This window comes from Brevibacterium pigmentatum (genome assembly GCF_011617465.1).
Classification (GTDB): domain Bacteria; phylum Actinomycetota; class Actinomycetes; order Actinomycetales; family Brevibacteriaceae; genus Brevibacterium; species Brevibacterium pigmentatum.
Genome location: NZ_CP050153.1, coordinates 1,124,084 through 1,147,721, shown reverse-complemented (window position 1 = coordinate 1,147,721; position 23,638 = coordinate 1,124,084). Strand labels below are relative to the sequence as shown.

Genomic DNA, 23,638 nt, shown 5'->3' with positions numbered 1-23,638 from the left:
TCCGGCGACGTCCGGACCTCCACGGGGTGTGTCAGATTTCGACTCCCGGCGTCGGCATGGTTCACTTGAGTGGAAATGCTGTACCCACCGCTATATGAAGGCACACCACAGGCAGAACGATGCAAATATCAAGCTTATAGCATCTGGTCAAGTCTGGCAAGACGGTTTCAGCGCAGATTCTTCGTCCACATTCCCACCCATGCCCAGGTGGCGAAACCCGCCCGATCGTTGATCGCGAGCATCCACGAATTCTCCACGGCATTCCACGTGTACACGCGCTCGACCGCCGTATGCTCGTCGAGGCTGCGGTGGTTGGCGATCTTGAGTCGAGCCCCGAGATTGTGGCCCCGATGCTCTCTGCGCACCAGGGTTCCTCCCTGCCAGCCCACGGTCGGTCTGTCGGCCGAATGCCCGATCTGTGTGAAGCCCGCCGGCTCCCCGTCGAGGAGTGCCAGCGCAGTGGCCATCTCTTCGCCTCTCACCTTCTTCTCTGCGTCGAGGGCCCTCACCCGCTCACCGTCCCAGCTTTCCTCTCCCCCGAATTTCTCCGCTCCGGGCGTGTCCGTGCTCATCCGGCCCTTGAGCAGTGCGATGTGCTCCAGTCGCTGCTCCGGGACGGGACCTCGCCAGGTCTCGATGACGTAGTCGTCGGCGTCTGCACCGAGGTCGAGGCCGGCCGCGACTGCAGTTGGAGCGACCGAGCACCGTTCGATCTGGGCGAATCCGTAACCGCGGCTGCTGAGGAACGACACTTCCGGCACAGAGACCGGCAGCGCCCCGGTACCGGTCTCGGCTGCCAGATGGGCACCGCGGAGATCGGCGGTCCTGACCGATTCAGGGATATCGCAGTAGCTCGACAGTGCTGAGCGCCCCTCGGCGCGCAGTTCGTCCTCCATAACCGTCAGCAGAGCGGCACCCAGTCCGCGACGACGGTGGTCCGGGTGGACCGCGCACCAGACCTGAGCAGTGTCAGTGTTGCTGGACAGGCGGAGTTCGCCCACGCCTTTGGCCACGATCACCCCGTCGATGCGGCCGAGCCAGGTAAGGTGCGTCCGGTACCTGCTGGTCGAGGTCAGCGAGTGCCGCAGGTCCTCAGGGTTCGGATCGAAGTCCTCCCCCAGCCCTGATGCTCGGTTGATGACGGCGTCGAAGCCGAGCAGCTCGGGCATCAGTGCCTCGATCGCCGCCGGGTCCCCGTGTCCGGATCTGATCCGGGTGATCTCCATCTGTGGCCTCTGTCGTCGCAGGTGTCCGCCTCGCGCTGCGATGCCTCCTTCGCGCATCGTCGCGCTGACAGCCGGTGGGAGACATTCTAGACTGCGACCATGACACGAGTGAGAATTCTCAGCTTCGATCCTGCCGCGATCAACTGCGGAATCATCGTCGGCACTGATCGCACTCTGCTCGTCGATGCGGGCCCCGGCCCCGCGGCCGCCACGCACCTGGTGGAGCGGGCGGGCCGCCTCGGCGAGGAGATCGGGGGCGACCGTCCGCGCACGGTCGAACTCGCGATCACCCATGATCATTGGGATCACTTCTTCGGTGCCGCCGCGGCGGTATCCGCCGGGGTCACCGCCGTGTACGCGTCGTCGTCATTCGCCTCCGATCAGGAGGCCACGGCCTGGATCGCTCTCGACGGGGTCGCCGACGGCGACTTCCCGGATGACTACCGGTCGAGCCTGCCCGCCGAGCCCGGCGACCTCATCGTCGACGTCTCCCCCGTCGATCCGACACCCGGCGATGTGTGGCACCTCGACCTCGGCGACTGCCCGGTCGAATTCCATGTCCTCGGCGGTCATTCGACGGCAGATCTCATCGTCCGCCTGCCCGAGCTCGGCATCGTCTTTGCCGGTGACCTCGTCGAGGAGGCGGCTCCTCCTCAGGCCGGTGCCGATGCTGCCCTGAGCGAATGGGCAGCGAGCCTGCACACCCTGCTGTCGTTTCCCGAGGCGAAGACGTTCGTTCCCGGACACGGGGTTCCGGTCGATCGTGACTTCCTGACTCGTCAGCTCGCCGATATCGAGGGGCTGATGGTCGATCAGGGAGACGCCGAGGTGGCTCTGCCGGCCCGCTCCATGCCGGGTGACCATGATCGGACGATCCCGCGGGAGCACAGTCTGGTCTGACCGGATGGTGCGAGTCACCAGCGCGGAACTAGGATCCCTGCCGATGCAGGGCGGTGACGAGATCGCCGCCGATGGCGCCGAACAGAGTCTGCGCCCAGACGCTGCGACCCTCGACGTAGGGTCGGTCGCCGTCGAAGATCCACTGCAGTTCGCGGCCGGATTGCAGATCGGATTGGCAGCTGCCGCAGACGGGCACGCGGACGCTCTTTCCCGCCAGGTGGCCCTTGCGCTCCGTGCTCACCAGCCGGTTCGTCCGTGCTTCCCCGTGCAGCGGATTGACCGTGCACAGGCTCTCTGGGAGTCCCCGGGTCTTCGCCGATTTCGTCGAGGAGGTGGCCCGTGCGACGTCGGACTTCCGTGACTTTGTCCCGCGCTTGGCCGACTTATGCAGCTTCACCTCGGCGATCTCACGTCCGGCCTGCCGCAGCAGAACCATTGCCCCGGCGAGGTCGATGCGTTCTGCCTCGCCGTCGTCGACGATGGCTCTGGCCATCTGGTAGGCGTCGAGCGCCCGTTCCACGCCTTCGGCGTCAGTGGTGCTCAGCTCTTGGGTCTGCAGCTGTGTGATCTCGTCGGCCAGCTCCGTCGTGTCCTCGCTCAGTCCTTCCCGCAGGGTCTTCCGCTGCAGGTCATCGACGCGGTCGAGCAGTCGTGCGGGCAGTTCGAAGCGGCGCCGGGTGCGCGTGGCTTTCGCTCGTTCCCGCCGGGACCGGGCGAACCAGATGACGGCGATGACAAGTGCCAGAACGAGAACCGCTCCCCCGAGGAACAGCGTGGCAGTCGAACTCGACCCCTCGACCGTCTCCACTTCGCTGCCCGGGGCCTCCTGACCGGTTTCGTACTCCGGGGCTTCCTGCGGGTCGGCGTAGAGGTCGAGGAGCATGTTCAGCTTCGTCTGCGACGGAGTGCTGTGGCTCCATTGGTCGCGTCCGACGGACATCTGCTCCATCACCTGCATCTGCAGGTCGTGCTGGTCCTCGAAGGTGTAATCGACGGCGAGGTCGGTATTCGTGTCGATCATGATGAACGCACCCTCACCGCCGTTGAAGACCTTGACCTGCTCAAGCAGGTCCCGGTCGGCTCCCTGGTCCCCGGAGACGATGACGAAGACATCGAAATCGAGGTTGTCGATCTTCGTCTCCGCCTTCTGCAGCAGCGCTTCGTTGATCTCCCCCTTCGCGCTGCTCGTCACGTAGACGGGATCGGTGTTGAGCGCCTCGGCGATGGTCTGGGCCTGTTGAGTCACTGCTTGGCTGTCCGTTTCTTCAGAGCGCGGCGGATGAAGTGGATTCCGACTCCGGCACCCCCGCCGACGAGGATGCCGAAGATGGCTCCGGCGACCGCGCCGCCGGTGCTGTACGAAAGCGTGTGCGGATCCTTCGTCGAGTCCTCGTCGATCACCTCCGGGTTGCCGTCGTCATCGTGGCGATGCGAGTAGCTCGACTCGACGTCCTCGGTCTCGGCGGAGCTGATCTCGCGCACTGCCGCGAGTGCGGCGCGGGAGTCGCTGTCATCGGAGTCCCCCGTCAGACTCAGCACTGAGGGTCGGGTGACGCCCTTCTCTGCCAGTCCCATGAGTCCGGTGGCGTCGACCGTGAGCACTGCGGCCTCGGGGTCGTCCATCTCTGTGACGATCCGGGCCGCCAGGAGATCGAGGTCGCCATCGGCGTCGTCGAGATCCGATGCATTGAGGAACGCCACATAGATGGGGCTGTCGGCGTCGGCGATCTCGGCGCGGATGGAGTCGGTGTCGCCCTCGTCGATGTCGAACTCGGGGTATCCGTCGAAGTACACGGGGTCGGCGGCGAAGGACTTCGCGATGGCCTGGTAGCGGTCTCGTCCGTAGTTCGGATCGTGGGCGCCTTCGATGCGGTCGTCGTAGATCGAGTCGACGACGATCGCGTCACTGTCGGCTGCGGTGATCCTCTCGGCCTTCGCCTGATCGAACAGATGTGTGCTCAGCAGAGTGGCGCCGATCGACACTGCAGCGACCGCGACGACGGCGATGAGCCAGTCGAGTGGGGTCTTCGAACGCACGCTTCCGGCGGCCATCATCGGCTCCTTCCGACAGCGGCGGAGCGCTGAGGGCTCATTTCATCCAGCACCGCCTCGTCGAGAGATTGGAAGCTGCCGAAACCAGAGAGTGCGTAGGCGTCATCGCGTTGGAAGTACGGAACTGCACGGGTTGAGCCGGGACGTTTGGGCACCATCAGTCGTTCCGGGTCGTGGCCGGTCGCCAGCTCCTGACGACAGTCGGCGCACAGCCCTACGGTGAGGCTGCGGCCCGACTGTTTGAGCACATGGTCCTCAATGTCCTTGCGATGATGAGGGAAGAGGAAGCAGAAGCGCGGTTCGTCTTCGACTCGGCTGGAGCGCCTGCGCAGCTGTCGGCGCAGCCAACGGTCGAGGGCGACGAGGACGAACACGCCGTTGCGGTGGGCGAAGTCGACCGATTCTGCCCAATCCGGGTGGGCCGCGGTCAGAGTCGCCAGCGCATCCTGGATTCGTCTGCCTCGGTCATGCAGGGCCCACGTGTCGTCATCGGGATGGTCGGGTTCGGGGATCGGGGCGGCCGCCTCGGTGACGGCCTTCTTCAGCTTGTGCGACGTGACCAGTTCGGGTTTCGTGGTCAGCTCAGACCGCCAGGAATAGCGATTGCGGCGACGGAGCAACCACAGGGCCGCGCCGAGGGCGGCGACGGTCGTTGCACCGAAAACCAACGTATCGGGGTCGGAGTTGTCGAGGCCGAAGCGTTCGATGTAGTCCTCATTGCGGTCGCCGACGTCGCGGGTGTCGAAATCCGGTGCCTGGGGAGGTTCGGTGCCTTTGGCGGCGGCGACGAGGACCTGCAGGTAGTAGGGGACGGCGAGTTCGACGGGGATGAAGTCGTCGCTGCTGGACTTCATCAGTTCGGGGGCGCCGGTGGGGACGACGGGGCCGTTGTCGGTGACGAGGTAGGCGAATGAACGGGCGGAGGTCTCGCCCTCGCTGAAGAGGACCAGGGTCTGCTTCTGCCCCGACACTTCGTGCATGTCGAATGCGAACTCGGAGGTGAATTTGGCCCAATCGCCGTAGCCCCTGACCCGGAGGCCGGGGATGATGGCGACGAAGTGCGTGAGACCGGTGTCTTCGGTCGCCTGCGAGGCCTGCCGGATGGCCGTGATCTGATTCTCGGTGAGTCCGGACCTGATGATCTCGTCGATATAGAGGGGCTGCTGCGCCCAGGTTCCGCGGATGCGGTCGCGCAGCTGCTGCTGGGCGCGGGCGTAGCTCGTCGTCTCAGTCACCAGTCAAGGATAAGTCAGGTTGAGACCGGCCTCTGTCGATCGGTGTTCCGAATCGGTCACATGGCGGCGGGGCGGCATCCTCGGCGGGGACGCAAAGAACCCCCACAGCGGACTGTGGGGGTTCGAAGCCTCAGGCAGCAGTCAGGCTGCTGCCCAGAAGATCACTTGAGGGTGACGGTGGCGCCGGCAGCCTCGAGAGTTTCCTTGGCCTTCTCGGCGTCTTCCTTCGAAGCGCCTTCGAGGACGGCCTTGGGGGCTCCGTCGACGAGGTCCTTGGCTTCCTTGAGTCCGAGGGAGGTGAGTCCACGAACTTCCTTGATGACGGGAACCTTCTTCTCGCCGGCCGATTCGAGGATGACGTCGAATTCGGTCTGCTCTTCAGCAGCAGCGGCCTCTCCGCCACCGGCGGCAGGGGCAGCGGCAACGGCGGCCGGAGCGGCAGCCTCGACGTCGAACTCTTCTTCGAACTTCTTGACGAACTCGGACAGTTCGACGAGGGTGAGCTCCTTGAAAGCTTCGAGGAGTTCGTCGGTGGTGAGCTTAGCCATGGTGGCTAGTCCTTCCTGTTTTGGTCACGATCAGCGACCGGTTCGGTTTGGGGTGATGCTCAGGCGTCGGAAGCAGGAGCGTCGTCCTGCTTCTCGCGGAGGGCATCGACAGTGCGCACGGCCTTGACCAGCGGAGCGGTGAAGAGGTAAGCCGCCTGGTGGAGGCTTGCCTTCATGGCACCTGCTGCCTTTGCAAGCAGCACTTCGCGGGATTCGAGGTCGGCGAGCTGGTTGACCTGCTCGGAGCTGAGTGCGGTTCCATCGAAGTAACCGCCCTTCACCACGAGCTTGTCGTTCGCCTTGGCAAAGTTACGCAGAGCCTTGGCAGCCTCAGGGGGTTCGCCGGTGACGAACGCGATCGCGGTGGGCCCATTGAGGTGCTCATCGAGACCGGTGATCCCGGCTTCCTTGGCTGCAATCTTGGTCAGCGTGTTCTTTACCACGGCGTAGCTGACGTTCTCACCGAGAGAGACGCGCAGTTCTTTCATCTGCGCGACGGTGAGACCGCGGTACTCGGTCAGCAACACAGCGTCGGAGTTCTCAAACTGCTGTTTGAGCTCCTCAACTGCGGCTGCCTTGTCTGGCCTCGCCATGGTGTTCCTTTCATAAGTCGTCCGGCCTGTCCCGACAACAGAAAAAGCGCTCCACGCAGGAAGGCGTGAAACGCTTGGACGCAAGATTCCATGTGGAATCAAACGCTAAGTATCTCGAGCTCACCTGCGCGGGTCACTCTCTGGGAGTCTTCGTCTGCGGGCACCGAGATTCGATGGCGAATCCTGATGGTTCCACAGAGACCGACGGTCTTGGGTGTTTTCAGTCTAGCGAAGACTCTCGCGACAAGTCCAATCGCCCCCAGAGATACCCCTCACACTACCTGACGGCGCCCCAGCAACCTGGCGCGAGGTTGCTGGGGCGCCGTCACGTAGCTCTGGGCGCTGACTGGTCAGTATTCGATGACGACGCGACCGTCGATCTTGCCGTGGATCATCTCGTCGAAGATGGCATTGATGTCCTCGAGCGGCCGCTTGCTGAACGTGGGATGGATCTTACCCGCTGCGTAGAACTCCAAGGCTTCCACCATGTCCTGGCGGGTGCCGACGATCGATCCGCGGATCGTCAGCCCCTTGAGCACGATGTCGAAGATCGGGGCCGGGAAGTCACCCGGGGGCAGGCCGTTGAAGACGATGGTTCCGCCTCGGCGGGTCATTCCGATCGCCTGCCCGAATGCCTTCGGATGCACCGCCGTGACAAGCACACCGTGTGAGCCTCCGACCTTCTCCTGGATGATGTCGGCCGGCTCCTCAGCAAAGGCGTTGACCGTGATCTCCGCTCCGTGCTTCTTCGCCAAGGCCAGCTTGTCGTCGGCCACGTCGACGGCGATGACGCGCATCCCCATCGCCACCGCGTACTGCACGGCGATGTGGCCGAGCCCGCCGATGCCGGAGATGACGACCCATTGCCCGGGCTTCACCTCGGTGCGCTTGAGACCCTTGTAGACGGTGACTCCGGCACACAGGACAGGGGCGATCTCATACGGATCGGCACCATCGGGAATGATCGCGGCGAACTTCGTGTCGACGAGCATGTACTCACCGAAGGATCCGTCGATGCCGTAGCCGCCGTTGACCTGCTGCTCGCACAGGGTCTCCCATCCCTGACGGCAGTGTTCGCAGGTTCCGCAGGCTGACGACAGCCAGGCGTTGCCGATCATCTGGCCGACCTCGACATCGGTGACGCCTTCGCCGACTTTTTCGACGATGCCGACACCTTCGTGACCGGGAATGAGTGGAACCTTCGGCTTGACCGGCCAATCGCCATGTGCGGCATGGAGGTCGGTGTGGCAGACGCCTGAGGCGATGAGCTTGACCAATGCCTGGCCGGGACCGGGCTCGGGAATCGGGTTGTCACCGACGACCAGTTCCTGGCCGAAGCCTTCTACGACTGCTGCTTTCATTGCGGACATCATTCGCTCCTTTGTGATGATGGTTGATGAGGCGATGCGGGGTTTGAACTTGTGGTGGAACTACCTGACGGCGGCCCAGATACCTGGCGCGAGGTTGCTGCGCCGCCGTCGGGTAGCAATAGGGATCAGAAGAAGCCTTGGGCGTTCTCCGAGTAGCTGACGAGCAGGTTCTTCGTCTGCTGGTAGTGATCGAGCATCATCTTGTGGTTCTCGCGACCGATGCCCGAAGCCTTGTACCCGCCGAAGGCCGCATGAGCCGGGTAGGCGTGGTAGTTGTTCACCCACACGCGACCGGCCTGGATCTCGCGACCGGCCCGGTAGGCGGTGTTGCCGTCGCGCGACCAGACACCGGCGCCGAGGCCGTAGAGCGTGTCATTGGCCGTGGCCATGGCGTCGGCGTAGTCGGAGAATGTCGCGACCGAGACGACGGGCCCGAAGATCTCCTCCTGGAAGATGCGCATCTTGTTCGTGCCCTTGAAGATCGTCGGCTGCACGTAGAAGCCGCCGGCCAGATCCCCGTCGAGTTCGGCCTTGCCGCCGCCGGTGAGCACCTCGGCGCCTTCCTGACGGCCGATGTCGAGGTAGGACATGATCTTCTCGAACTGGTCGTTCGAGGCCTGGGCGCCCATCATCGTGTCCGTGTCGAGCGGATTGCCCTGGACGATCTTCTTCGTCCTGGCCACGACCTTCTCGAGGAAGGGATCGGCGATCGATTCCTGGATGAGCGCACGCGACGGGCAGGTGCAGACCTCGCCCTGGTTGAGAGCGAACATCGTGAAGCCCTCCTGGACCTTGTCCGCATACGAATCGTCCTTGGCCAGCACATCCTCGAAGAAGATGTTGGGCGACTTTCCGCCGAGCTCAAGAGTCACCGGAATGATGTTCTGCGAGGCGTACTGCATGATCAGACGGCCGGTTGTGGTCTCACCGGTGAACGCGATCTTCGAGATCCGCTTGTTCGACGCCAGCGGCTTGCCGGCCTCCAGACCGAAGCCGTTGACGACGTTGAGCACGCCCTCGGGCAGCAGGTCGGCGATGAGCTCGACGAGGACGAGGATCGAGGCAGGAGTCTGCTCGGCGGGCTTGAGCACGATCGCGTTGCCCGCGGCCAGCGCCGGTGCGATCTTCCACACGCCCATGAGGATCGGGAAGTTCCAGGGAATGATCTGACCGACCACGCCGAGCGGCTCATGGAAATGATAGGCCACCGTATCGTCATCGATCTGTGAGAGTCCGCCTTCCTGTGCCCGGATTGCTCCGGCGAAGTAGCGGAAGTGATCGATGGCCAGGGGAATGTCGGCGTTGAGGCACTCACGGACGGCTTTTCCGTTGTCCCAGGTCTCGGCCACCGCAATCATCTCGAGGTTCTCCTCGATGCGGTCGGCGATCCGATTGAGGATGTTGGCCCGTTCGGCGACCGAGGTCTTGCCCCAGGCCGGAGCCGCCTTGTGCGCGGCGTCGAGAGCGAGTTCGATGTCCTCAGCGGTGCTGGCCGGGACCTCGGTGAAGGTCTTGCCGGTGACGGGGCTGGGGTTCTCGAAATAGTTGCCCTTGACCGGCGGCACCCACTGACCGCCGATGAAGTTCTCATACCGGGACTTGAAGGTGACGAGCGACCCGTCCTGACCAGGCTGTGCGTAGACAGTCATTGCAACTCCTTTGATGCGTCTGATTCCACCGGATTGTCTCCGTGTGACCACGACGCTACCGAGCCCAACGTTGCATGTGGGTTGCATCACATCGCCGAGGCGGCCGCCCCGTCCCGCACACCGAACCGCAATCGGTTCGCCGAGTTCAGAGGCCCAGCGCCTCCAGGCGCACGACCGCGGCGTTGCGTTCGGCGGCCTCGGGCGGTGCCAGACGCAGCACTGTCATGAGGACTTCGACGTCGTCGCGGAAGTCCGGCAGGTTCGCGAACCGCCACAGCTGCTGCCAGGTTCCGTCCTGGAGCAGGGTCTCGCGCATCAGCGCATCGACCTCCGCCGCGATCTCGCGGACTCCCGGCGCTTCGGAATCCGGCAGGACGGTCCCCCTGAACTGCTCGAGGGCCGAATCCGTGTCACCGCTGGCCAGAGCCTGCACGGTGAGCTCCAGATCCGAATCGACGTCCCCGCGCACCCGATAGGGGCGGGCGTCGATGCGCAGATCGCCGAGGCTGCCGATCGTTCTGCGCAGACGATTGATCTCCGCCCGGACCGTGACTTCGCTGCCGCCGACCGACCACAGCCGCTCCACCAGTCCGGCACCGCTGATGCCGTCGGGATGCCTGTGCAGCAGCAACAGGATCTCGGCGTGCCGACGGCTCAGGGGAATCCGCGTTCCATCGGGGTTCTCCAAAGCGGGGCTGGGACCGAGCACTGTCAGTCTGGTCCCGGCCGCCTCGGTGCCGGTGTGCATCTGCTGCCGTGTGAAGAGCTGGGACAGCTGAGCCCCGGCGGCCTTCGCCGTCGACGACAGCAGCGGCAGCACGATGGAGGACACGGCGTCGTCTCCCCCGGTGACATCGATGATGCCGATGACCTGCCCGGTCAGCGGGTGGGTAACGGGGACGGCGCTGCAGCTCCAGGAATGGACGTCGGGGGCGAAATGCTCGGCGCGGCTGACCTGCACGGGCCGGCCCGATCGCAGGGCCAGGGCCGGGGCGGAGGTGCCCATGACCTCCTCGGACCAGTCCGAACCGGAGAGGAATCCCATGGCTTCGGCGCGGTTGCGCACGCCCCGCTCCCCCTCAACCCACAGCAGTCGCCCCTGTTCGTCGCCGAGGGCGGCCAGCAGTCCGGCGTCTTTGGCGGGTTCGATGAGATGGGACCGCAGCAGCGGCATGATCGCGTGGAAGGGATGTCGCCGGCGCACCTCGGCGAGACGATCGGTTTCGAATGCGACATGGACCTGCACGCTGTCGGGGTCGCGCAGCCGGGCCAGAGACCGGTCCCATGATTCCAGGACCGAGGTCCGCACCCCGGGCCCTGACGACGGCAGGTGGAGGCTCGTCTCCGACGGTCCTGCCAGACGCTCATGTGCGCGTCGAACGGCGCTCTGATAGGTGTCTTCGAGCAGCAGCGTCGAATCCATGGCGGACGGTCCACCTCCATCGGCGGGTGTCGGAAGAGTGTTTCAACTGCTCATAATCTAATCGCGAACCTGCCTGTGAACAAGGCCCCGTCCGCTCCCAGAACTACCTGACGGCGGCCCAGCTACCTCGCGCGAGGTTGCTGGGCCGCCGTCAGGTAGCAATTGGGAAGGAAGAGGGCGGGAGCGATTGCTCGCTTCCCGCCCTCTGTCGGTGCATCGATCAGATCAGATGCGCAGACCCGAGTGGTCGACTGGAACGGCGGGGCCGTTCGAGGTCGTGATCGTGGCCTTGCTGATGTAGCGGCCCTTCGAGGAGGACGGCTTCAGACGCAGGATCTCTTCGATCGCAGCATCGAAGTTCTCCTGCAGAGCTTCCTCGGAGAAGGAGACCTTTCCGATGATGAAGTGCAGGTTCGAGTGCTTGTCGACGCGGAATTCGATCTTTCCGCCCTTGATGTCGTTGACGGCCTTGGCGACGTCCATGGTCACGGTGCCGGTCTTCGGGTTCGGCATCAGGCCGCGGGGACCCAGCACCTTACCGAGACGACCGACCTTGCCCATCATGTCGGGGGTCGCAACAGCGGCATCGAAGTCGGTGAACCCTCCGGCCACCTTCTCCAGCAGGTCATCGGAGCCGACGTAGTCAGCACCTGCTTCACGGGCAGCTTCTGCACGGTCGCCGGCAGCGAACACCAGGACCCGAGCGGTCTTACCGGTACCATGCGGAAGGTTGACGGTGCCGCGCACCATCTGATCCGCCTTGCGGGGGTCAACACCCAGGCGGAGAGCGACCTCGACGGTGGCGTCGTACTTCGCCACATTGGTCTCCTTGGCCAGGGCGATTGCCTGAGCCGGTTCGTAGTTCACATCTGCGGCGATCTTCTCAGCCGCGGCCTGATAGGCCTTGGAACGCTTTGCCATCTGCTTTACTCCTTGCAGTCGTGGTGTGGGCTGCGTGGGCCCTGCCACTGTGTGGGGTGAGGTCTCAGACCTCGATGTCGGTGGTGATGCCCATGGAACGCGCGGTTCCGGCGACGATGCGGTCGGCCTGATCCAATGTGTTGGCGTTCAGGTCGGGCATCTTCGTGGTGGCGATCTCGCGCACCTGGTCGGCGCTCAGGTGAGCAACCTTGACGGTGTGCGGGGTGGCCGAACCCGACTTCACTCCGGCCGCCTTCTTGATCAGTTCGGCTGCCGGCGGGGTCTTGAGCACGAAGTCGAACGAACGATCTTCGTACACGGTGATCTCGACGGGAACGATGTTTCCGCGCTGGGATTCTGTCGCGGCGTTGTAGGCCTTGCAGAATTCCATGATGTTGACGCCGTGCTGGGCAAGCGCCGGACCGATCGGAGGAGCCGGGTTAGCGGCACCTGCCTGAATCTGGAGCTTGACGAGGCCGGCTACCTTTTTCTTGGGAGGCATGTACGGTCCTTAATCTTGAGGTTTCGATGTGCCAGACATATACAGCACATCGTTCGACGGCGGCCTTCCGATAAGGGCCGCAATCAAACCACACCAGTATTCCATGCGCGCACGCCTGTGGGCAAATGCTCGTGAGGCGCATCACCGGATCGAAATCTCGCCGAGGCGGCCGTCATTCAAGCGCAGGCTCGGATTTCGGCCCGAGGACGGTTCGATAACTGCGCTCAGCCTTGAACGAGGGAATTCCTCGCCGAGGAGGCCAAACCGGGGAACGCCGAAGGGGCCCGGAAACATCCGGACCCCTTCGGTCGAGATCGCGTCGAGGCGATCGGCACAGCTATGCGGTGGTCAGAGCTTCGAGACCTGGTCGAAGCCGAGCTCGACGGGAACATCGCGCTCGAAGATCGACAGCAGCACGGTGAGCTTCTGCGACTCCGGACGGATCTCCTGGATCGTAGCGGGGTGACCCTCGAAGGAGCCCTCCTTGACGAGGACGGACTCGCCGACCTCGAACTCCACCTCGGTGACGGGTGCGGACTTCGCTGCGGCCTCGGCGGCAGGGCCTTCGGCAGCGGCGGCTTCGGCCTGGCGCTCTTCGAAGATCGGAGCGAGCATCGAGAAGACCTCGTCGATCGACAGCGGGGTGGGGTCGTAGGCATTGCCGACGAATCCGGTGACACCCGGAGTGTGGCGGACAGCGCCCCACGACTCGTCGGTCAGTTCCATGCGGACGAGCACGTAGCCGGGGATGCGCACGCGGCGGACCTGCTTGCGCTGGCCGTTCTTGATCTCGACGACGTCTTCCATCGGCACCTGCGATTCGAAGATGAACTCTTCGAGGTTGAGGCTCACGGTGCGGTTCTCGAGGTTCTGCTTCACGCGGTTCTCGTAGCCGGCGTAGGAGTGGATGACGTACCAGTCACCCTCCTGCATGCGCAGCTCGGCCTTGAATTCCTCAGCCGGGTCGACCTCATCGCCAGCGGCGCCGTCGGCGGCAGCTTCGTTCTGCTCGCCGTCAGCAACGTCAGCGTCAGCAACGTCTGCAGACTCGACGTCAGCAGAGTCGGCAACGTCTGCGGACTCGACGTCGGAAGTCTCGGCGGCAGTCGCCTCGGCGTCGTTGGTCGTCTCTTCGGTTTCGGGCACCACAGCGGCACCCGACTCCTCGGGGGTGACGTCCTGGGTCTCAGGGGTCTCCTGCTCAGGTGTGTTGGTATCCGACACCGATCAATTCCTCGCTTCGCGTTTTGTGATTCCCGGTTGGGAGTGAAGTTTGAGCTTAGGTTAGGTCACGGCTGAGGCCGTGTCACCACAGGGGCCACAGCGGAGTTCCGCCGAACACCCATCCGACGAGCTTGCCGAACACCAGGTCGAGGCCCGTGACGAGGAGCATCATGAACAGGATGAAGCCCAGCACGACGAGCGTGTAGTTGAGCAGCTGCTTCCGGGTCGGAGTGACGACCTTCTTGAGCTCTGCCACAACTTCGCGGAAGAACTGCAGGATTCGTCCGAAGAATCCGAGCTTCTTAGGACCGGCGGCACCGTCGGGTGCGCTGCCAGTCTTCTTTGCCGGTGTGTCGCTCACACATCCTCACTCGGTCGGTTTCGTTTGGCTTCACAATTGTTCGTGCCTGTCGAGGACGGCGCCTGGCCGATGAGACTTCGGCAGAGTCAACTGCGCAGGGGTGACAGGACTCGAACCTGCAACCTACGGTTTTGGAGACCGTTGCGCTACCAATTGCGCCACACCCCTCTGATCGGACCTGAGAGACCTTGTCGATCCCTGTGGTGTCCGACCACGAGAAACGAGCATACCGTGCCCGACGGCCGTTCGTCGAACCGAGCCTCGAAGCAATGTCTCGAACGTGTCGACGCTCACTCAGCGACCGGGTTCGTCGACCGGCGGCTGACCCACGAGAGGCCTGGGCTCGGGGAATCGCACCCACGGGTCGATCTGCACCTTTTTGTCGGGTGTGATGGTGATGATCTGCACGTCGATGGGGCGCTTCGTCTCATTGTCGACGCGGATGATGCTCAGCTCCGCATTCATCTTCAGCGGTCCCGGAGTCAGCGCATTCGCCAGGGCTCCCCCGGTCGTCGAGCTGGAGTACCGTGTTCCGGAACCGAAGTTCTCCGGTCCGACCCGTCGGTGCCAGTGTCCGCTCAGAGCGTAGTCGGCGCAGCCCGACCGCAGACTCGGTGCGCCGACAGCCGGATCGTGGATGAGCATGATGTCGAAATCGGCCGCGCAGGCTTCGTCGCGCAACCGCTGGGCATACTGGTCGGCGGTGAGGTCCGTCTCCAGCTGCGGGCCGGACCCGAACACCGTGCGGCGCGGGTCGGCGGCACCGAAGAACCTCACCCCGGCCATCTCCGCAGCGGAGTCCTCGAGCACCTTCCAGCCGCGGGCTTTCGCATGCTGAGTCGTGCCCATCGAATCGTGGTTGCCCTTGACCATCATCCGCGGCAGCTTCTCCGGCAGTTCGTCGTCGAGCACGTCGAGGCAGTAGTTCTCCGCCGTGGTGCCAGTCATGGAGATGTCTCCGCCGTCGATATAGGCATCGGCTCGACTCATTCCCGCGACCGCACCGACGACGCGGGCCATGCCGATGTTGCAGTGGATATCTGAACCGTAGACGAACGTGGTCACGCCCTTCCGGCCTTCGCCCGCACCGCCTTCGCCGTCGCCGCTGCCGGCAGCGGGTGCGCCGACTCCCGCAGGCGGGACGAGTCCCCGATCGGTCCAATTGCCGGAGATCGGACGGTCGTTCCATTGCGTACGCAGGGTCTTGAGAACATCGTCGTAGAAGGCATCGTTGTCGTCAGCGAAGTCCTGCACCGCCCCGAACGCAGTGTCGATGATCCCGCCGAGGCGGCCCGTGACCTGGGATCCGGCCAGGGGTGTGCCCTCGAACGCCGGATCGGCCGAAATCGGCTTCGGACGGTTGAGCACAACGGCACCCAAGCCGGTGAGGACGAGCACGAGCACCAGCCCGATGCCGAGGAGCTCCTTGCCCGCGAAGGCTCGGATGATGGTGTCGACCCGGGTGGGCCCGAGGAAGAGGGCCAGACCGACGAGGCCTCCGGTGATGATGCAGACGGTCAGCGCCCACCGAATGAGGATCTCCTGGGTGAGTCCTTCGACGACCTGGTCGATCTGCGCCTGCGGGGCAGAGAACAGCGAAGCGTAGGAGGCGATGTCGCCGCCGAGGGCGTCGACGGCTCCCCCGCCCGGGTCCTCCACCTTCGCGGGATCGGCCGCGGGTCGCTCGTCGTCGCTGGACTCGCCGGACACGGGGATCTCACCGATGTCGACGTGCACTCCCAGACCGAGGGGGATGACATCCTCGGCGGGGACGAGCAGTTTGCCCAGGGGGCCGAAGTCGACGGTGAGCCGGGAGTCCGCTGTGATCCGGTACTGCGCCTCATGCGGGCCGAAGCTGAGATCGGCCCGCGAGGTGAACAGTGCCCAAGGCAGGGTCACAAGCGCAACCGCCGCCAAAGTGATGACGAGTGCTGTGATTCTCCGACGTGATGACACGGCCACCAGTCTAAGGACGTTTCCCGTCGTCGATGGAGCAGCCGATGAAGGTCGGTTCGGGTTCGAGGGTGATGCCGAAGGCGTCCTCGACGCCGGCGACGACGGTCGAGGCGAGATCGATCACATCGGCCGTGCTCGCGTGTCCTCGGTTCGTCAGCGCCAAGGTGTGCTTGGTCGACAGCGACGCTCGTCCCTCACCGACGCTGAAGCCCTTGGAGAATCCGGCGTGCTCGATCAGCCAGGCTGCCGAGGTCTTCGTCTTCCCCTCGATCTTCGCTCCGCTGAGCGGATCCGTCACCGGATAGCGAGGAGCCTCGGCGGGCAGGGTCTCGGCATCGTCGACGATGGGGTTGGTGAAGAACGACCCCGCCGACCATGAGTCATGGTCGGCCGCGTCGAGGACCATGCCCTTCGACCGGCGCAGCGCGATGACGTTCTCACGCACGCGTGCCGCCGGGACGCGTGTGCCGATCTCGACGTCGAGGGTCGAGGCGAGCTGGGCGTAGCGCACCGGCAGCGACTCGTCGCTGCGTTGGAGGTCGAAGGTCACCGAGAGCACGACGAACTGCGGGGTTCCGGCCGCGATCTGGGCGCGCTTGAGCGCCGAGGTGCGGTAGCCGAACTCGAGTTCGACGGCGGTGAGATGGCGGATCTGACCGGCCACACGGTCGAAGACCTCAACGGAGGAGATGAGCTCGCCGACCTCCGTGCCGTAGGCGCCGACGTTCTGGATCGGGGTCGCACCGACCGACCCGGGGATCCCGGACAGCGCTTCGAGTCCGGAGAGACCGAGGTCGAGGGTATGGGCGACGAACGCGTCCCAGTCCTCCCCCGCCTCGGCGGTCACCCGGGTGTCGGTCGTCGTGGTCTCGGCGGTCTCCACTCCGGTGGTCCGGACCACGCAGACCACGCCGTCGAACCCGGCATCGGCGATGAGCAGATTCGATCCGCCGCCGATGAACAGGACGTGCGCCTGCTCCTGACCGCTGAGTTCGAGCGGGTGTGCGGCACAGAAGTCGAGCAGCTCGTCGCGGGTGTTCGCGACAGTGACCTGCGGGGCCGGTCCGCCGAGGCGGAAGGTGGTGAAGCTGGAGAGTTCCTGCGGGTCGGCTTGGCTCACGCCGAGATCCGAACCTGGGTGCGGCTGAGGACGTCGGCCTCACCGGACTTCACGGCGATGTCGATGCGGGCCGTACCGACGGCAGGGTCGACGGCGCCGACCGTGGCGGTGAGCTTCAGCGAGGTCGTGGTGGTCGCCGGTGATCCGCTGTCGGCGTCGGGAACGACGACGGGTGCGGAGAAGCGGGTCCGGTAGTCGACGATCGCGCCTGGGTCGCCGAGCCATTCGGCCACCGGGGCGATGACCGCCGCCATCGAGAGCATTCCGTGGGCGATGACATCGTCGAGACCGACCTCGCGAGCGAAGCGCTCGTTCCAGTGGATCGGATTGTGATCGCCCGAGGCTGCCGCGTAGTCGACGAGGGAGGCTCGCGACAGCGGGATCTCGGATTCCACGACGGTGTCTCCGATGGTCAGTGTGGAGAAGTCGATGGCGCTCATTCTCCGTCTCCTCTCACGACGATGGTCGAGGTCACGGTGACGACGGGCTGCTCCGCGACGTCGGTGATCTCGGTGCGGGTGGTGATCATGGCGTTGCTGCCGGCGGCTCGGACTCCATCGACATGGGTGAGCGCGGACAGGGTGTCACCGGCGACGATGGGACGGGTGAACGAGAACTGCTCGGAGCCGTGGACGACCTTCGAGAAGTCGATGCCAGAATCTGGGTCGGAGATATAGGCGGCTTCCGATTTCTGCGCGATGATCACGGCGAAGGTGGTCGGGGCGACGACGTCGCGGTAGCCCAGTGCGGTGGCCGCCTCGGTGTCGAAATGGTAATCGGCCTTCGCTCCTGTGGCGAGCGCGAATTCCGCGATCGCCTCCCTGGAGACCTCATAGGGCTGAGGCAGGGAGAACGTGGCCCCCTGCTTCTCCGTATTCACCGGCATATGCGCTCTCTCTTCCACTGGGGTCAGTATCCACACCAGCCTAAAGCACGGCCCGAAGGCGACGCTCACCGGCGAAGAATTGATCACACGTTCGCATCCGGTTCACACAATTGATGCACCATCGGGCCCATGACTACGAAACTGGTATATGTTGTCCACATCACATTCGGTAAGGAGTAGTGCGATGACGAACGGATCCCCCAGCGCTGACCCGCAGAGCCGCGAGGCACCGACGGCGAGTCCCGGCGCACGAGTCAAAGACGCTGTCGCGGTCCCCTCACCGCGCACGCCCGGTCCCGGCACCCCAGCCGCACCATCGGCCGCAGCGGCCGGTTCCGGACCGGCGCCGGCGGCTGCCGACGCCCCACCGCAGATCGAGGTGGCTGTGGCCACCGACGCCGCCTATGCCGGCAAGGAAGCCGACAGGGTCCAGTTGCGCCGCCCACTGCGCAACGTCTCCGAGGTCCGGCACTTCTTCCGCACTAATCAGACCCCGATCTACTTCGTCGGCGCCACCCCGTTCAACCTGTTGGGTCTCGACCGGTGGGTGCGCAATTTCTCGTACATCACCTATTACGACGGCTGGGACGGCGGGCATCCCCGCGTCTTCTCCCCACGCTACAAGCCCTACGTCGAGTTCGAATCGGGTGAGGCGATCAACAACTGGCTGCTCCTCAACGCCGAGGTGCGGGCGCATATGACGCGCAACGTCCCCCATGGTGAGCGGGTCAAGGTGGCCATGGTCTTCTTCGACGAGGAGACGGAGCGGATCTGCCGGGAGCTCGGCTACGACCTCATCCTGCCCTCGGCTGCGCTGCGCAATCAGCTCGATTCGAAAATCGAAACGACGAAGCTCGGCAACGAGGCCGGAGCGTTCTCGGTGCCGAATGTGCTCACCACCGCCGACACCTATGAAGAGCTCAATGAGCGGTCCGCCGAGGCGGGACTGGGCACCGATCTCGTCGTGCAGACCCCTTATGGAGATTCGGGGAAGACGACGTTCTTCATCTCCGATGCCTCCGGTTGGGAGGCCCATAAGGACGACATCATCGGCGAGCAGCTGAAGGTGATGAAGCGGATCGACAACACCCCGGTCGCCGTCGAGGCAGTGATCACGTCCAGCGGAGTCGTCGTCGGTCCGTATCTCACGGAGTTGGCCGGCTTCGCCGAGCTCACCCCGTACAAGGGCGGCTGGTGCGGCAACGAGATGAAGCCCGATGTGCTCAATGCCGAGCAGCGGGCGCAGACCCGCGAGCTCGTGCGTCGGATGGGTGAGGGACTGCGCAAGCGCGGCTACCGCGGATTCTTCGAAGTCGATGTCCTCGTCGATCTCGACAACGACGACTGCTACCTCGGTGAGCTCAACCCGCGCATCTCCGGCGCTTCGGCGATCACGAACGTCACCGCAGGTGCGTATGCCGATGTGCCGCTGTTCCTGTTCCACCTGCTCGAATACCTCGACGTCGAATTCGACCTCGACGTCCAGGAGATCAACGAGCGGTGGGAGGAGCTCTCCGGCGCCGACGAGTGGAGCCAGATGGTCATCAAGGAGACGGCTCCGATCACCGAGTACATCACGCATTCGCCGCTGACCGGTCAGTACTATCTCGATCAGTACGGGACGCTGACGTACAAACGTGCGGCCCTGGACTGGCACCCTCTGCAGAACGGCAGCGAGGTGTTCTTCCTGCGCGTCTTCGGTGCCGGGGACTACCGGTGGAAGGGTGCGGATCTCGGAGTGCTGGTGACGAAGAATCCGCTGCAGACGAAGGTCGGCGGACCCGATGCGCTGAGCATCCGCGCCAAGCACTTCATCGATTCGATCCGGGCGATGTATGCCGGAGTTCCAGTCGTCTCCGACGATCCGTCGCCGGCTCTGGGCGGGCCCGGAGCCAAGGGCGACTGACCCGCACCCCGTGTGCACAGTGCGGCTCGTACGTTGGGCAGGGCCGCGTCGGTGATAATCTCAAACGACGCCGAGGCGGCACCGCCCTGCCGTCGTGCGGATGAGATCCGCAGACCGACCGACAAAAGATTCAGAGGAGAAGTGTGATCGAACCGTCACCGGAGCAGACCGCGGCAACTCCCCCAGCCGACCAGATCGTGACCCCATCGGCACCCGTCGATCCGGCGGCCGGGATCGACCGGGACAACTGGCAGGATCCCGACAATGTGCGCTGGTCATTCCAGAACGTCGCACGAGTTCTGCCGACGACGCCGATCTCGCGTGGCACCGGGCCCGTGGCCGAGCTGTCCGTCGACCTTCAGGACCTCGGCGAGGTCGAGGTGCCGGCCACGGAGTATTCGGAAGCCCGCAGCGTCCGCAGCGTCATCGGATCCACGGACACGGATGCGTGGATGTTCATGCACAACGGGACCGTGCTCACCGAGGAGTACTTCGGGGAGATGACCCCGGCGACCGAACATCTGCTCATGTCCGTGTCGAAATCGCTTGTCGGCACCGTCGCCGGTGCCCTCGCCGGTTCCGGCGACCTCGATCCGAACCGTCTCATCACCGACTATGTTCCCGAGCTCGCCGATTCCGGCTACGCCGGGGCGACCGTGCGACACATCCTCGATATGCGTTCGGGCATCCGCTTCTCCGAGGACTACCTCGACCCGAAGTCCGAGGTCAGGCAGATCGAGGAGTCGATCGGGTGGTCCGAGGCGAAGCGAGAGAACCCGGGCATCGGCATGTACGAGTTCCTCACCACTCTTGAGGCGAAGTCCGAGCACGGCGGGGTCTTCGAATACCGGTCGTGCGAGACCGATGTGCTCGGCTGGGTGTGCGAGAAGATCGCCGGCGAGCGTATGCAGTCGCTCATGTCGCGCGTGCTGTGGTCGCGGATCGGCGCCGAGCAGGATGCCGTCATCGCCACCGACCAGTACGGGGTCGGGATGTTCGACGGCGGCATCAACACGACCCTGCGCGATCTCGCTCGGTTCGGCTACGTCTACACCAACCGCGGTCAGTCGCTGACCGGACAGCAGGTGGCTCCGACGACGTGGATCGGCGATACGCTCACCACCTCCGAGGATGTGCGTCAGGCGTTCGCCGATGGGCCCGGAGACAATCGGATGCCGGGCGGGGCGTATCACAACCAGTTCTGGTTCCCGTTCCCCGACTCCCATGCCTTCCTCGCCCTCGGCATCCACGGGCAGATGATCTACATGAACCCTGGTGCCGACGTCCTCGGCGTCAAGCTCTCGAGCTGGGGGCTGCCGCAGGATGCGGCGAAGCTGTTCCCGACGATCCGCGCGTTCGAAGCTCTCGCGAAGGCCGTCAACTCCCCCACCGCTGAGTAAGCGGAACCCGCACCGGTGCAGTCACTTCGTACCGGCGGCGTCTGTTCCTACAGGTACGCGAGCATCCCGACTCGCTCCTCGCACATCCTCCCGTTGCAGCAGGTGGATGCGCGAGGAGCAGTGAGTGATGCGCACTTCCCTACCCGATTCGCGGTCGTCCCCGGCCCGGATGTGGCCGAATCGTCACAGGTGTCGCCGGATCTGCACACCGAAACGGCGTCTGCGGCAATGGGCCGTGGCAGAATCGTGGTGTATCGACAACGCTTGTGATCGCCTGAGCGCGAAGGAGAAACACGATGACCCCGATTCGCCGGTCCACCTGGATGCCCCGTCTGCTGACGGCCGCTGCTGGGACCGCTCTTGCCCTGTCTCTGACTGCCTGCGGAGGCTCCGATGGGGACAAGCCCGCCGGGGGTGAGAAGTCCGAAGCGGCGCAGACGGAGAAGGGAGGATTCGGCGGCGGCGCCGTCGAATCGGAAGCGGCTGAATCCGCCGAGGCGGAGCCCACCGACACCAAGTCGACCGACCCGTACGCGGACGCGGCGAAGACCACGAACTGGGCCAGCGATGACGGTATGAAGATCGACAAGAAGGGCAATGGAACCGTGCCGGCTTCGTCGCTCGAGGCCGATCTCGTCGACCTGTTCGAGAACAAGCTCGATTTCACAGTCACGAAAGCCGAGTGCGCGACGGATATGGATCTCACCGAGTGGTACGGCTTCGAAACATGCAATGTCACCGTCAAGGACAAAGAGGCAATCAAGGGTGAGAAGACCTATTACGGAACGGTGAAGATCGTCGACCACAAGGAGAAGATGGTCAAGTACGAGCTCATGTTCCCCGGCATCGATCAGGAAGACTTCGACTTCAAGGACTGATCACCGAGGCGGCCCCACCGCGGCCACCGATCCGTTCCCGAGTGTTCGACTGCGCGCTCATCGTCGCCCGTACGGCTTTCGTCCGTGCGGGCGACGATTCGTCTCCGCGGATGTCCGGACGAACCGGAGATGACATAGCTGCCGGCCGCCTCGGCGAGTGGTCGATTCTCCCCCTCCGCGATCGGCTCGAAGCGCACGGCCGACCCCGCGTCGGCTGCCTCCGAACTCCGGTCCGGGCTCGGTTCGTCCAGGGCCTCTCGGATGATCCGGCGCGGATCATACTGACGAGGATCAAGCGCACGCCATTCCTCGGTACCGATCGATTCGGCAGTTCGAGTCCGCGCCGTGTCGACCTGGGCGCGGAACAGGCGGACGAGCTCGCCGAGCTTCTGCGCGTAGTGCGGCATCCGCTGTGGACCGATGACGATGGCGGCGATGATGCCGATGAGGAGCATCTTCTCGAAGCTCAGGCCGAACATGTCCGAGTCCTTTCCTTGAGTCTTGTCTGCAATCGACCGGGCTGTCCCTCATCCGAGGGCGGATCTACGATCGACCGGTCGTGGCCTCGGACTCGGTCGTGGATACTCGCGATGGCGAGCGCGGCGAGGAAGAGCAGCGCCATCGGGCCCGCGACGACGAACATGAAGAGCACGTCGGCGGCCGGGGTGATCAGTGCGGCGAAGACCACGATGCCCACGATGCTCACTCGCCAGGCCCTCGCGATCGACCGCGCAGAGAGCAAGCCGATGAAGTTGAGGACGACGAGGAAGACCGGGAGGACGAACGCGATGCCGGTGGCGATGACGATCTTGAACACGAAGTCGAAGTAGTAGGACGCCTGCAGGATGGTGCTGTCTTCGCTCGCAGCGAAGGAGGTGAGCACCTCGACCATCCGTGGGAAGACGTAGAGACCGGTGAGACAGCCGGCTGCGAAGAGGGGCAGTGCAGCGCCGAGGAAGCCGAATGTCACCTTCTTCTCCTTCGCCGTCAGTCCGGGGGTGAGGAATCCGAAGATCTCCCCGAGCCAGACCGGGCCGGCGAAGATGATTCCGGAGTACACAGCGATGCGCAGCTGCAGATCGAAGGCCCCGGTGACGCTGTCGAAGTTGAGCGAAGCGCTGCGGGACTCGGCGAGTTCGGTGATCGGGGCACGGAGGACGTCCATGACGAAATCCGAGGTGAGATAGCCGATCAGCGTGCCGAAGAGCAGCGCCACCGCCGCGCGTACCGCCCGTGTCCGCGCCTCCCGGAGGTGCGCGGACAACGGCATCTTCTCCGCGGCGGCGGCGCTCATGGGTGCGGTTCCGTTTCATCACCCGACCGCTTGTCGGTCGACTCGTCTTTGAGAATGCGCACGGACTGACCGAGGCTCCTGGCGAGCGCAGGCAGCTTGGCTGCGCCGAAGACGAGGATGACGATGGCGAGGATGACGAGGGCGTGCCAGCCCGTGAGGTTGTGCAGCATGATGGTCGGCCTTTCGCTGAGTTG

At 64.5% G+C, this 23,638-nt stretch carries 24 protein-coding genes and 1 tRNA gene; 4 read left to right on the top strand and 21 right to left on the bottom strand.

Annotated features, from left to right (window positions below; translation table 11 throughout):
• Nucleotides 1-167 precede the first annotated feature (167 nt).
• The gene (locus tag GUY30_RS05100; RefSeq protein WP_167194636.1) at nucleotides 168-1,226 is read right to left on the bottom strand and encodes a GNAT family N-acetyltransferase; all 1,059 of its coding nucleotides are present in this window, start codon (nucleotides 1,224-1,226) and stop codon (nucleotides 168-170) included.
• Nucleotides 1,227-1,325: 99 nt separating this feature from the next.
• Here GUY30_RS05100 and GUY30_RS05095 point away from each other — a divergent pair, with 99 nt between their 5' ends.
• Nucleotides 1,326-2,126: an MBL fold metallo-hydrolase gene (locus GUY30_RS05095; RefSeq protein ID WP_167194632.1), complete on the top strand. Its 801-nt coding sequence runs from the start codon at nucleotides 1,326-1,328 to the stop codon at nucleotides 2,124-2,126.
• 28 nt (nucleotides 2,127-2,154) lie between these two features.
• Here GUY30_RS05095 and GUY30_RS05090 read toward each other — a convergent pair whose 3' ends face one another.
• The 17 genes from GUY30_RS05090 to GUY30_RS05010 all read right to left on the bottom strand — a co-directional run bounded on the left by GUY30_RS05090 (nucleotide 2,155) and on the right by GUY30_RS05010 (nucleotide 17,966).
• Nucleotides 2,155-3,372 (bottom strand): hypothetical protein, encoded by a 1,218-nt coding sequence (locus GUY30_RS05090; protein WP_167194629.1) that lies wholly within the window; start codon nucleotides 3,370-3,372, stop codon nucleotides 2,155-2,157.
• Nucleotides 3,369-4,178, bottom strand: coding sequence for a hypothetical protein (locus GUY30_RS05085; RefSeq protein ID WP_167194626.1), 810 nt, complete (start codon nucleotides 4,176-4,178; stop codon nucleotides 3,369-3,371). Before GUY30_RS05085 ends, GUY30_RS05090 begins: the two co-directional genes overlap by 4 nt.
• On the bottom strand, nucleotides 4,178-5,413 hold the full coding sequence (locus GUY30_RS05080; RefSeq protein ID WP_167194623.1) for a hypothetical protein: 1,236 nt from the start codon (nucleotides 5,411-5,413) through the stop codon (nucleotides 4,178-4,180). Before GUY30_RS05080 ends, GUY30_RS05085 begins: the two co-directional genes overlap by 1 nt.
• A gap of 161 nt (nucleotides 5,414-5,574) precedes the next feature.
• The gene (gene rplL, locus GUY30_RS05075; protein WP_039206363.1) at nucleotides 5,575-5,961 is read right to left on the bottom strand and encodes a 50S ribosomal protein L7/L12; all 387 of its coding nucleotides are present in this window, start codon (nucleotides 5,959-5,961) and stop codon (nucleotides 5,575-5,577) included.
• 59 nt (nucleotides 5,962-6,020) lie between these two features.
• Entirely contained in the window at nucleotides 6,021-6,554 is a 534-nt protein-coding gene (gene rplJ, locus GUY30_RS05070) for a 50S ribosomal protein L10 (RefSeq protein WP_039206365.1), read from the bottom strand.
• Between the two features lie 350 nt (nucleotides 6,555-6,904).
• Nucleotides 6,905-7,924, bottom strand: a complete 1,020-nt coding sequence (gene adhP, locus GUY30_RS05065; protein WP_167194620.1) for an alcohol dehydrogenase AdhP — start codon at nucleotides 7,922-7,924, stop codon at nucleotides 6,905-6,907.
• Between the two features lie 125 nt (nucleotides 7,925-8,049).
• Entirely contained in the window at nucleotides 8,050-9,573 is a 1,524-nt protein-coding gene (exaC, locus tag GUY30_RS05060; RefSeq protein WP_167194616.1) for an acetaldehyde dehydrogenase ExaC, read from the bottom strand.
• A gap of 145 nt (nucleotides 9,574-9,718) precedes the next feature.
• Entirely contained in the window at nucleotides 9,719-10,996 is a 1,278-nt protein-coding gene (locus GUY30_RS05055) for a helix-turn-helix domain-containing protein (RefSeq protein ID WP_167194613.1), read from the bottom strand.
• A 225-nt stretch (nucleotides 10,997-11,221) separates the two neighbouring features.
• Complete coding sequence (gene rplA, locus GUY30_RS05050) at nucleotides 11,222-11,917, bottom strand: 50S ribosomal protein L1 (RefSeq protein ID WP_101555448.1); 696 nt, start codon at nucleotides 11,915-11,917, stop codon at nucleotides 11,222-11,224.
• 64 nt (nucleotides 11,918-11,981) lie between these two features.
• Nucleotides 11,982-12,419: a 50S ribosomal protein L11 gene (rplK, locus tag GUY30_RS05045; protein ID WP_025776636.1), complete on the bottom strand. Its 438-nt coding sequence runs from the start codon at nucleotides 12,417-12,419 to the stop codon at nucleotides 11,982-11,984.
• Between the two features lie 348 nt (nucleotides 12,420-12,767).
• A complete protein-coding gene (nusG, locus tag GUY30_RS05040) occupies nucleotides 12,768-13,643 on the bottom strand; it encodes a transcription termination/antitermination protein NusG (protein ID WP_167194610.1) in 876 nt (291 codons plus the stop codon).
• Between the two features lie 82 nt (nucleotides 13,644-13,725).
• The gene (gene secE / locus GUY30_RS05035) at nucleotides 13,726-14,004 is read right to left on the bottom strand and encodes a preprotein translocase subunit SecE (RefSeq protein WP_167194607.1); all 279 of its coding nucleotides are present in this window, start codon (nucleotides 14,002-14,004) and stop codon (nucleotides 13,726-13,728) included.
• A 95-nt stretch (nucleotides 14,005-14,099) separates the two neighbouring features.
• Nucleotides 14,100-14,172, bottom strand: a tRNA-Trp gene (locus GUY30_RS05030).
• A gap of 126 nt (nucleotides 14,173-14,298) precedes the next feature.
• Complete coding sequence (locus GUY30_RS05025) at nucleotides 14,299-15,960, bottom strand: metallophosphoesterase family protein (protein ID WP_228281700.1); 1,662 nt, start codon at nucleotides 15,958-15,960, stop codon at nucleotides 14,299-14,301.
• Between the two features lie 10 nt (nucleotides 15,961-15,970).
• On the bottom strand, nucleotides 15,971-17,080 hold the full coding sequence (locus GUY30_RS05020; protein WP_167194604.1) for a UDP-N-acetylmuramate dehydrogenase: 1,110 nt from the start codon (nucleotides 17,078-17,080) through the stop codon (nucleotides 15,971-15,973).
• The gene (locus tag GUY30_RS05015; protein WP_167194601.1) at nucleotides 17,077-17,520 is read right to left on the bottom strand and encodes a MaoC/PaaZ C-terminal domain-containing protein; all 444 of its coding nucleotides are present in this window, start codon (nucleotides 17,518-17,520) and stop codon (nucleotides 17,077-17,079) included. Before GUY30_RS05015 ends, GUY30_RS05020 begins: the two co-directional genes overlap by 4 nt.
• Entirely contained in the window at nucleotides 17,517-17,966 is a 450-nt protein-coding gene (locus GUY30_RS05010; RefSeq protein WP_167200719.1) for an FAS1-like dehydratase domain-containing protein, read from the bottom strand. Before GUY30_RS05010 ends, GUY30_RS05015 begins: the two co-directional genes overlap by 4 nt.
• A gap of 184 nt (nucleotides 17,967-18,150) precedes the next feature.
• Between GUY30_RS05010 and GUY30_RS05005 the strand changes: the two genes are divergently transcribed.
• From GUY30_RS05005 to GUY30_RS04995, 3 genes are all read left to right on the top strand, one after another.
• Nucleotides 18,151-19,872 carry a biotin carboxylase gene (locus tag GUY30_RS05005; RefSeq protein ID WP_167194598.1) on the top strand — a complete coding sequence of 574 codons (1,722 nt, stop codon included), beginning with the start codon at nucleotides 18,151-18,153 and terminating at the stop codon, nucleotides 19,870-19,872.
• A gap of 143 nt (nucleotides 19,873-20,015) precedes the next feature.
• Nucleotides 20,016-21,272, top strand: coding sequence for a serine hydrolase domain-containing protein (locus tag GUY30_RS05000; protein ID WP_228281698.1), 1,257 nt, complete (start codon nucleotides 20,016-20,018; stop codon nucleotides 21,270-21,272).
• Nucleotides 21,273-21,568: 296 nt separating this feature from the next.
• Entirely contained in the window at nucleotides 21,569-22,150 is a 582-nt protein-coding gene (locus GUY30_RS04995; RefSeq protein ID WP_167194595.1) for a hypothetical protein, read from the top strand.
• Here the strand turns inward: GUY30_RS04995 and GUY30_RS04990 are convergent.
• Genes GUY30_RS04990 through tatA form a run of 3 tightly spaced genes read right to left on the bottom strand, consistent with a single transcriptional unit; the run spans nucleotide 22,123 to nucleotide 23,614 of the window.
• On the bottom strand, nucleotides 22,123-22,629 hold the full coding sequence (locus GUY30_RS04990; protein ID WP_167194592.1) for a twin-arginine translocase TatA/TatE family subunit: 507 nt from the start codon (nucleotides 22,627-22,629) through the stop codon (nucleotides 22,123-22,125). The two genes, GUY30_RS04995 and GUY30_RS04990, sit on opposite strands and share 28 nt — an antisense overlap.
• On the bottom strand, nucleotides 22,617-23,444 hold the full coding sequence (gene tatC / locus GUY30_RS04985; protein ID WP_228281697.1) for a twin-arginine translocase subunit TatC: 828 nt from the start codon (nucleotides 23,442-23,444) through the stop codon (nucleotides 22,617-22,619). Before tatC ends, GUY30_RS04990 begins: the two co-directional genes overlap by 13 nt.
• The gene (gene tatA / locus GUY30_RS04980; protein ID WP_167194588.1) at nucleotides 23,441-23,614 is read right to left on the bottom strand and encodes a twin-arginine translocase TatA/TatE family subunit; all 174 of its coding nucleotides are present in this window, start codon (nucleotides 23,612-23,614) and stop codon (nucleotides 23,441-23,443) included. The genes tatC and tatA overlap by 4 nt, the downstream gene beginning before the upstream one ends.
• Nucleotides 23,615-23,638: the final 24 nt, after the last annotated feature.

Excerpts from the sequence above, each read along its gene's own strand:
- GUY30_RS05095 (WP_167194632.1), top strand. The coding sequence starts at position 1,326 with ATGACACGAGTGAGAATTCTCAGCTTCGATCCTGCCGCGATCAACTGC.
- adhP (WP_167194620.1), bottom strand. The coding sequence starts at position 7,924 with ATGTCCGCAATGAAAGCAGCAGTCGTAGAAGGCTTCGGCCAGGAACTG.
- GUY30_RS05015 (WP_167194601.1), bottom strand. The coding sequence starts at position 17,520 with ATGAGCGCCATCGACTTCTCCACACTGACCATCGGAGACACCGTCGTG.
- exaC (WP_167194616.1), bottom strand. The coding sequence starts at position 9,573 with ATGACTGTCTACGCACAGCCTGGTCAGGACGGGTCGCTCGTCACCTTC.
- rplA (WP_101555448.1), bottom strand. The coding sequence starts at position 11,917 with ATGGCAAAGCGTTCCAAGGCCTATCAGGCCGCGGCTGAGAAGATCGCC.
- rplK (WP_025776636.1), bottom strand. The coding sequence starts at position 12,419 with ATGCCTCCCAAGAAAAAGGTAGCCGGCCTCGTCAAGCTCCAGATTCAG.
- GUY30_RS04995 (WP_167194595.1), top strand. The coding sequence starts at position 21,569 with ATGACCCCGATTCGCCGGTCCACCTGGATGCCCCGTCTGCTGACGGCC.
- GUY30_RS05055 (WP_167194613.1), bottom strand. The coding sequence starts at position 10,996 with ATGGATTCGACGCTGCTGCTCGAAGACACCTATCAGAGCGCCGTTCGA.
- GUY30_RS05010 (WP_167200719.1), bottom strand. The coding sequence starts at position 17,966 with ATGCCGGTGAATACGGAGAAGCAGGGGGCCACGTTCTCCCTGCCTCAG.
- rplJ (WP_039206365.1), bottom strand. The coding sequence starts at position 6,554 with ATGGCGAGGCCAGACAAGGCAGCCGCAGTTGAGGAGCTCAAACAGCAG.
- tatC (WP_228281697.1), bottom strand. The coding sequence starts at position 23,444 with ATGAGCGCCGCCGCCGCGGAGAAGATGCCGTTGTCCGCGCACCTCCGG.
- GUY30_RS04990 (WP_167194592.1), bottom strand. The coding sequence starts at position 22,629 with ATGTTCGGCCTGAGCTTCGAGAAGATGCTCCTCATCGGCATCATCGCC.
- GUY30_RS05005 (WP_167194598.1), top strand. The coding sequence starts at position 18,151 with ATGACGAACGGATCCCCCAGCGCTGACCCGCAGAGCCGCGAGGCACCG.
- rplL (WP_039206363.1), bottom strand. The coding sequence starts at position 5,961 with ATGGCTAAGCTCACCACCGACGAACTCCTCGAAGCTTTCAAGGAGCTC.
- tatA (WP_167194588.1), bottom strand. The coding sequence starts at position 23,614 with ATGCTGCACAACCTCACGGGCTGGCACGCCCTCGTCATCCTCGCCATC.
- GUY30_RS05100 (WP_167194636.1), bottom strand. The coding sequence starts at position 1,226 with ATGGAGATCACCCGGATCAGATCCGGACACGGGGACCCGGCGGCGATC.
- GUY30_RS05085 (WP_167194626.1), bottom strand. The coding sequence starts at position 4,178 with ATGGCCGCCGGAAGCGTGCGTTCGAAGACCCCACTCGACTGGCTCATC.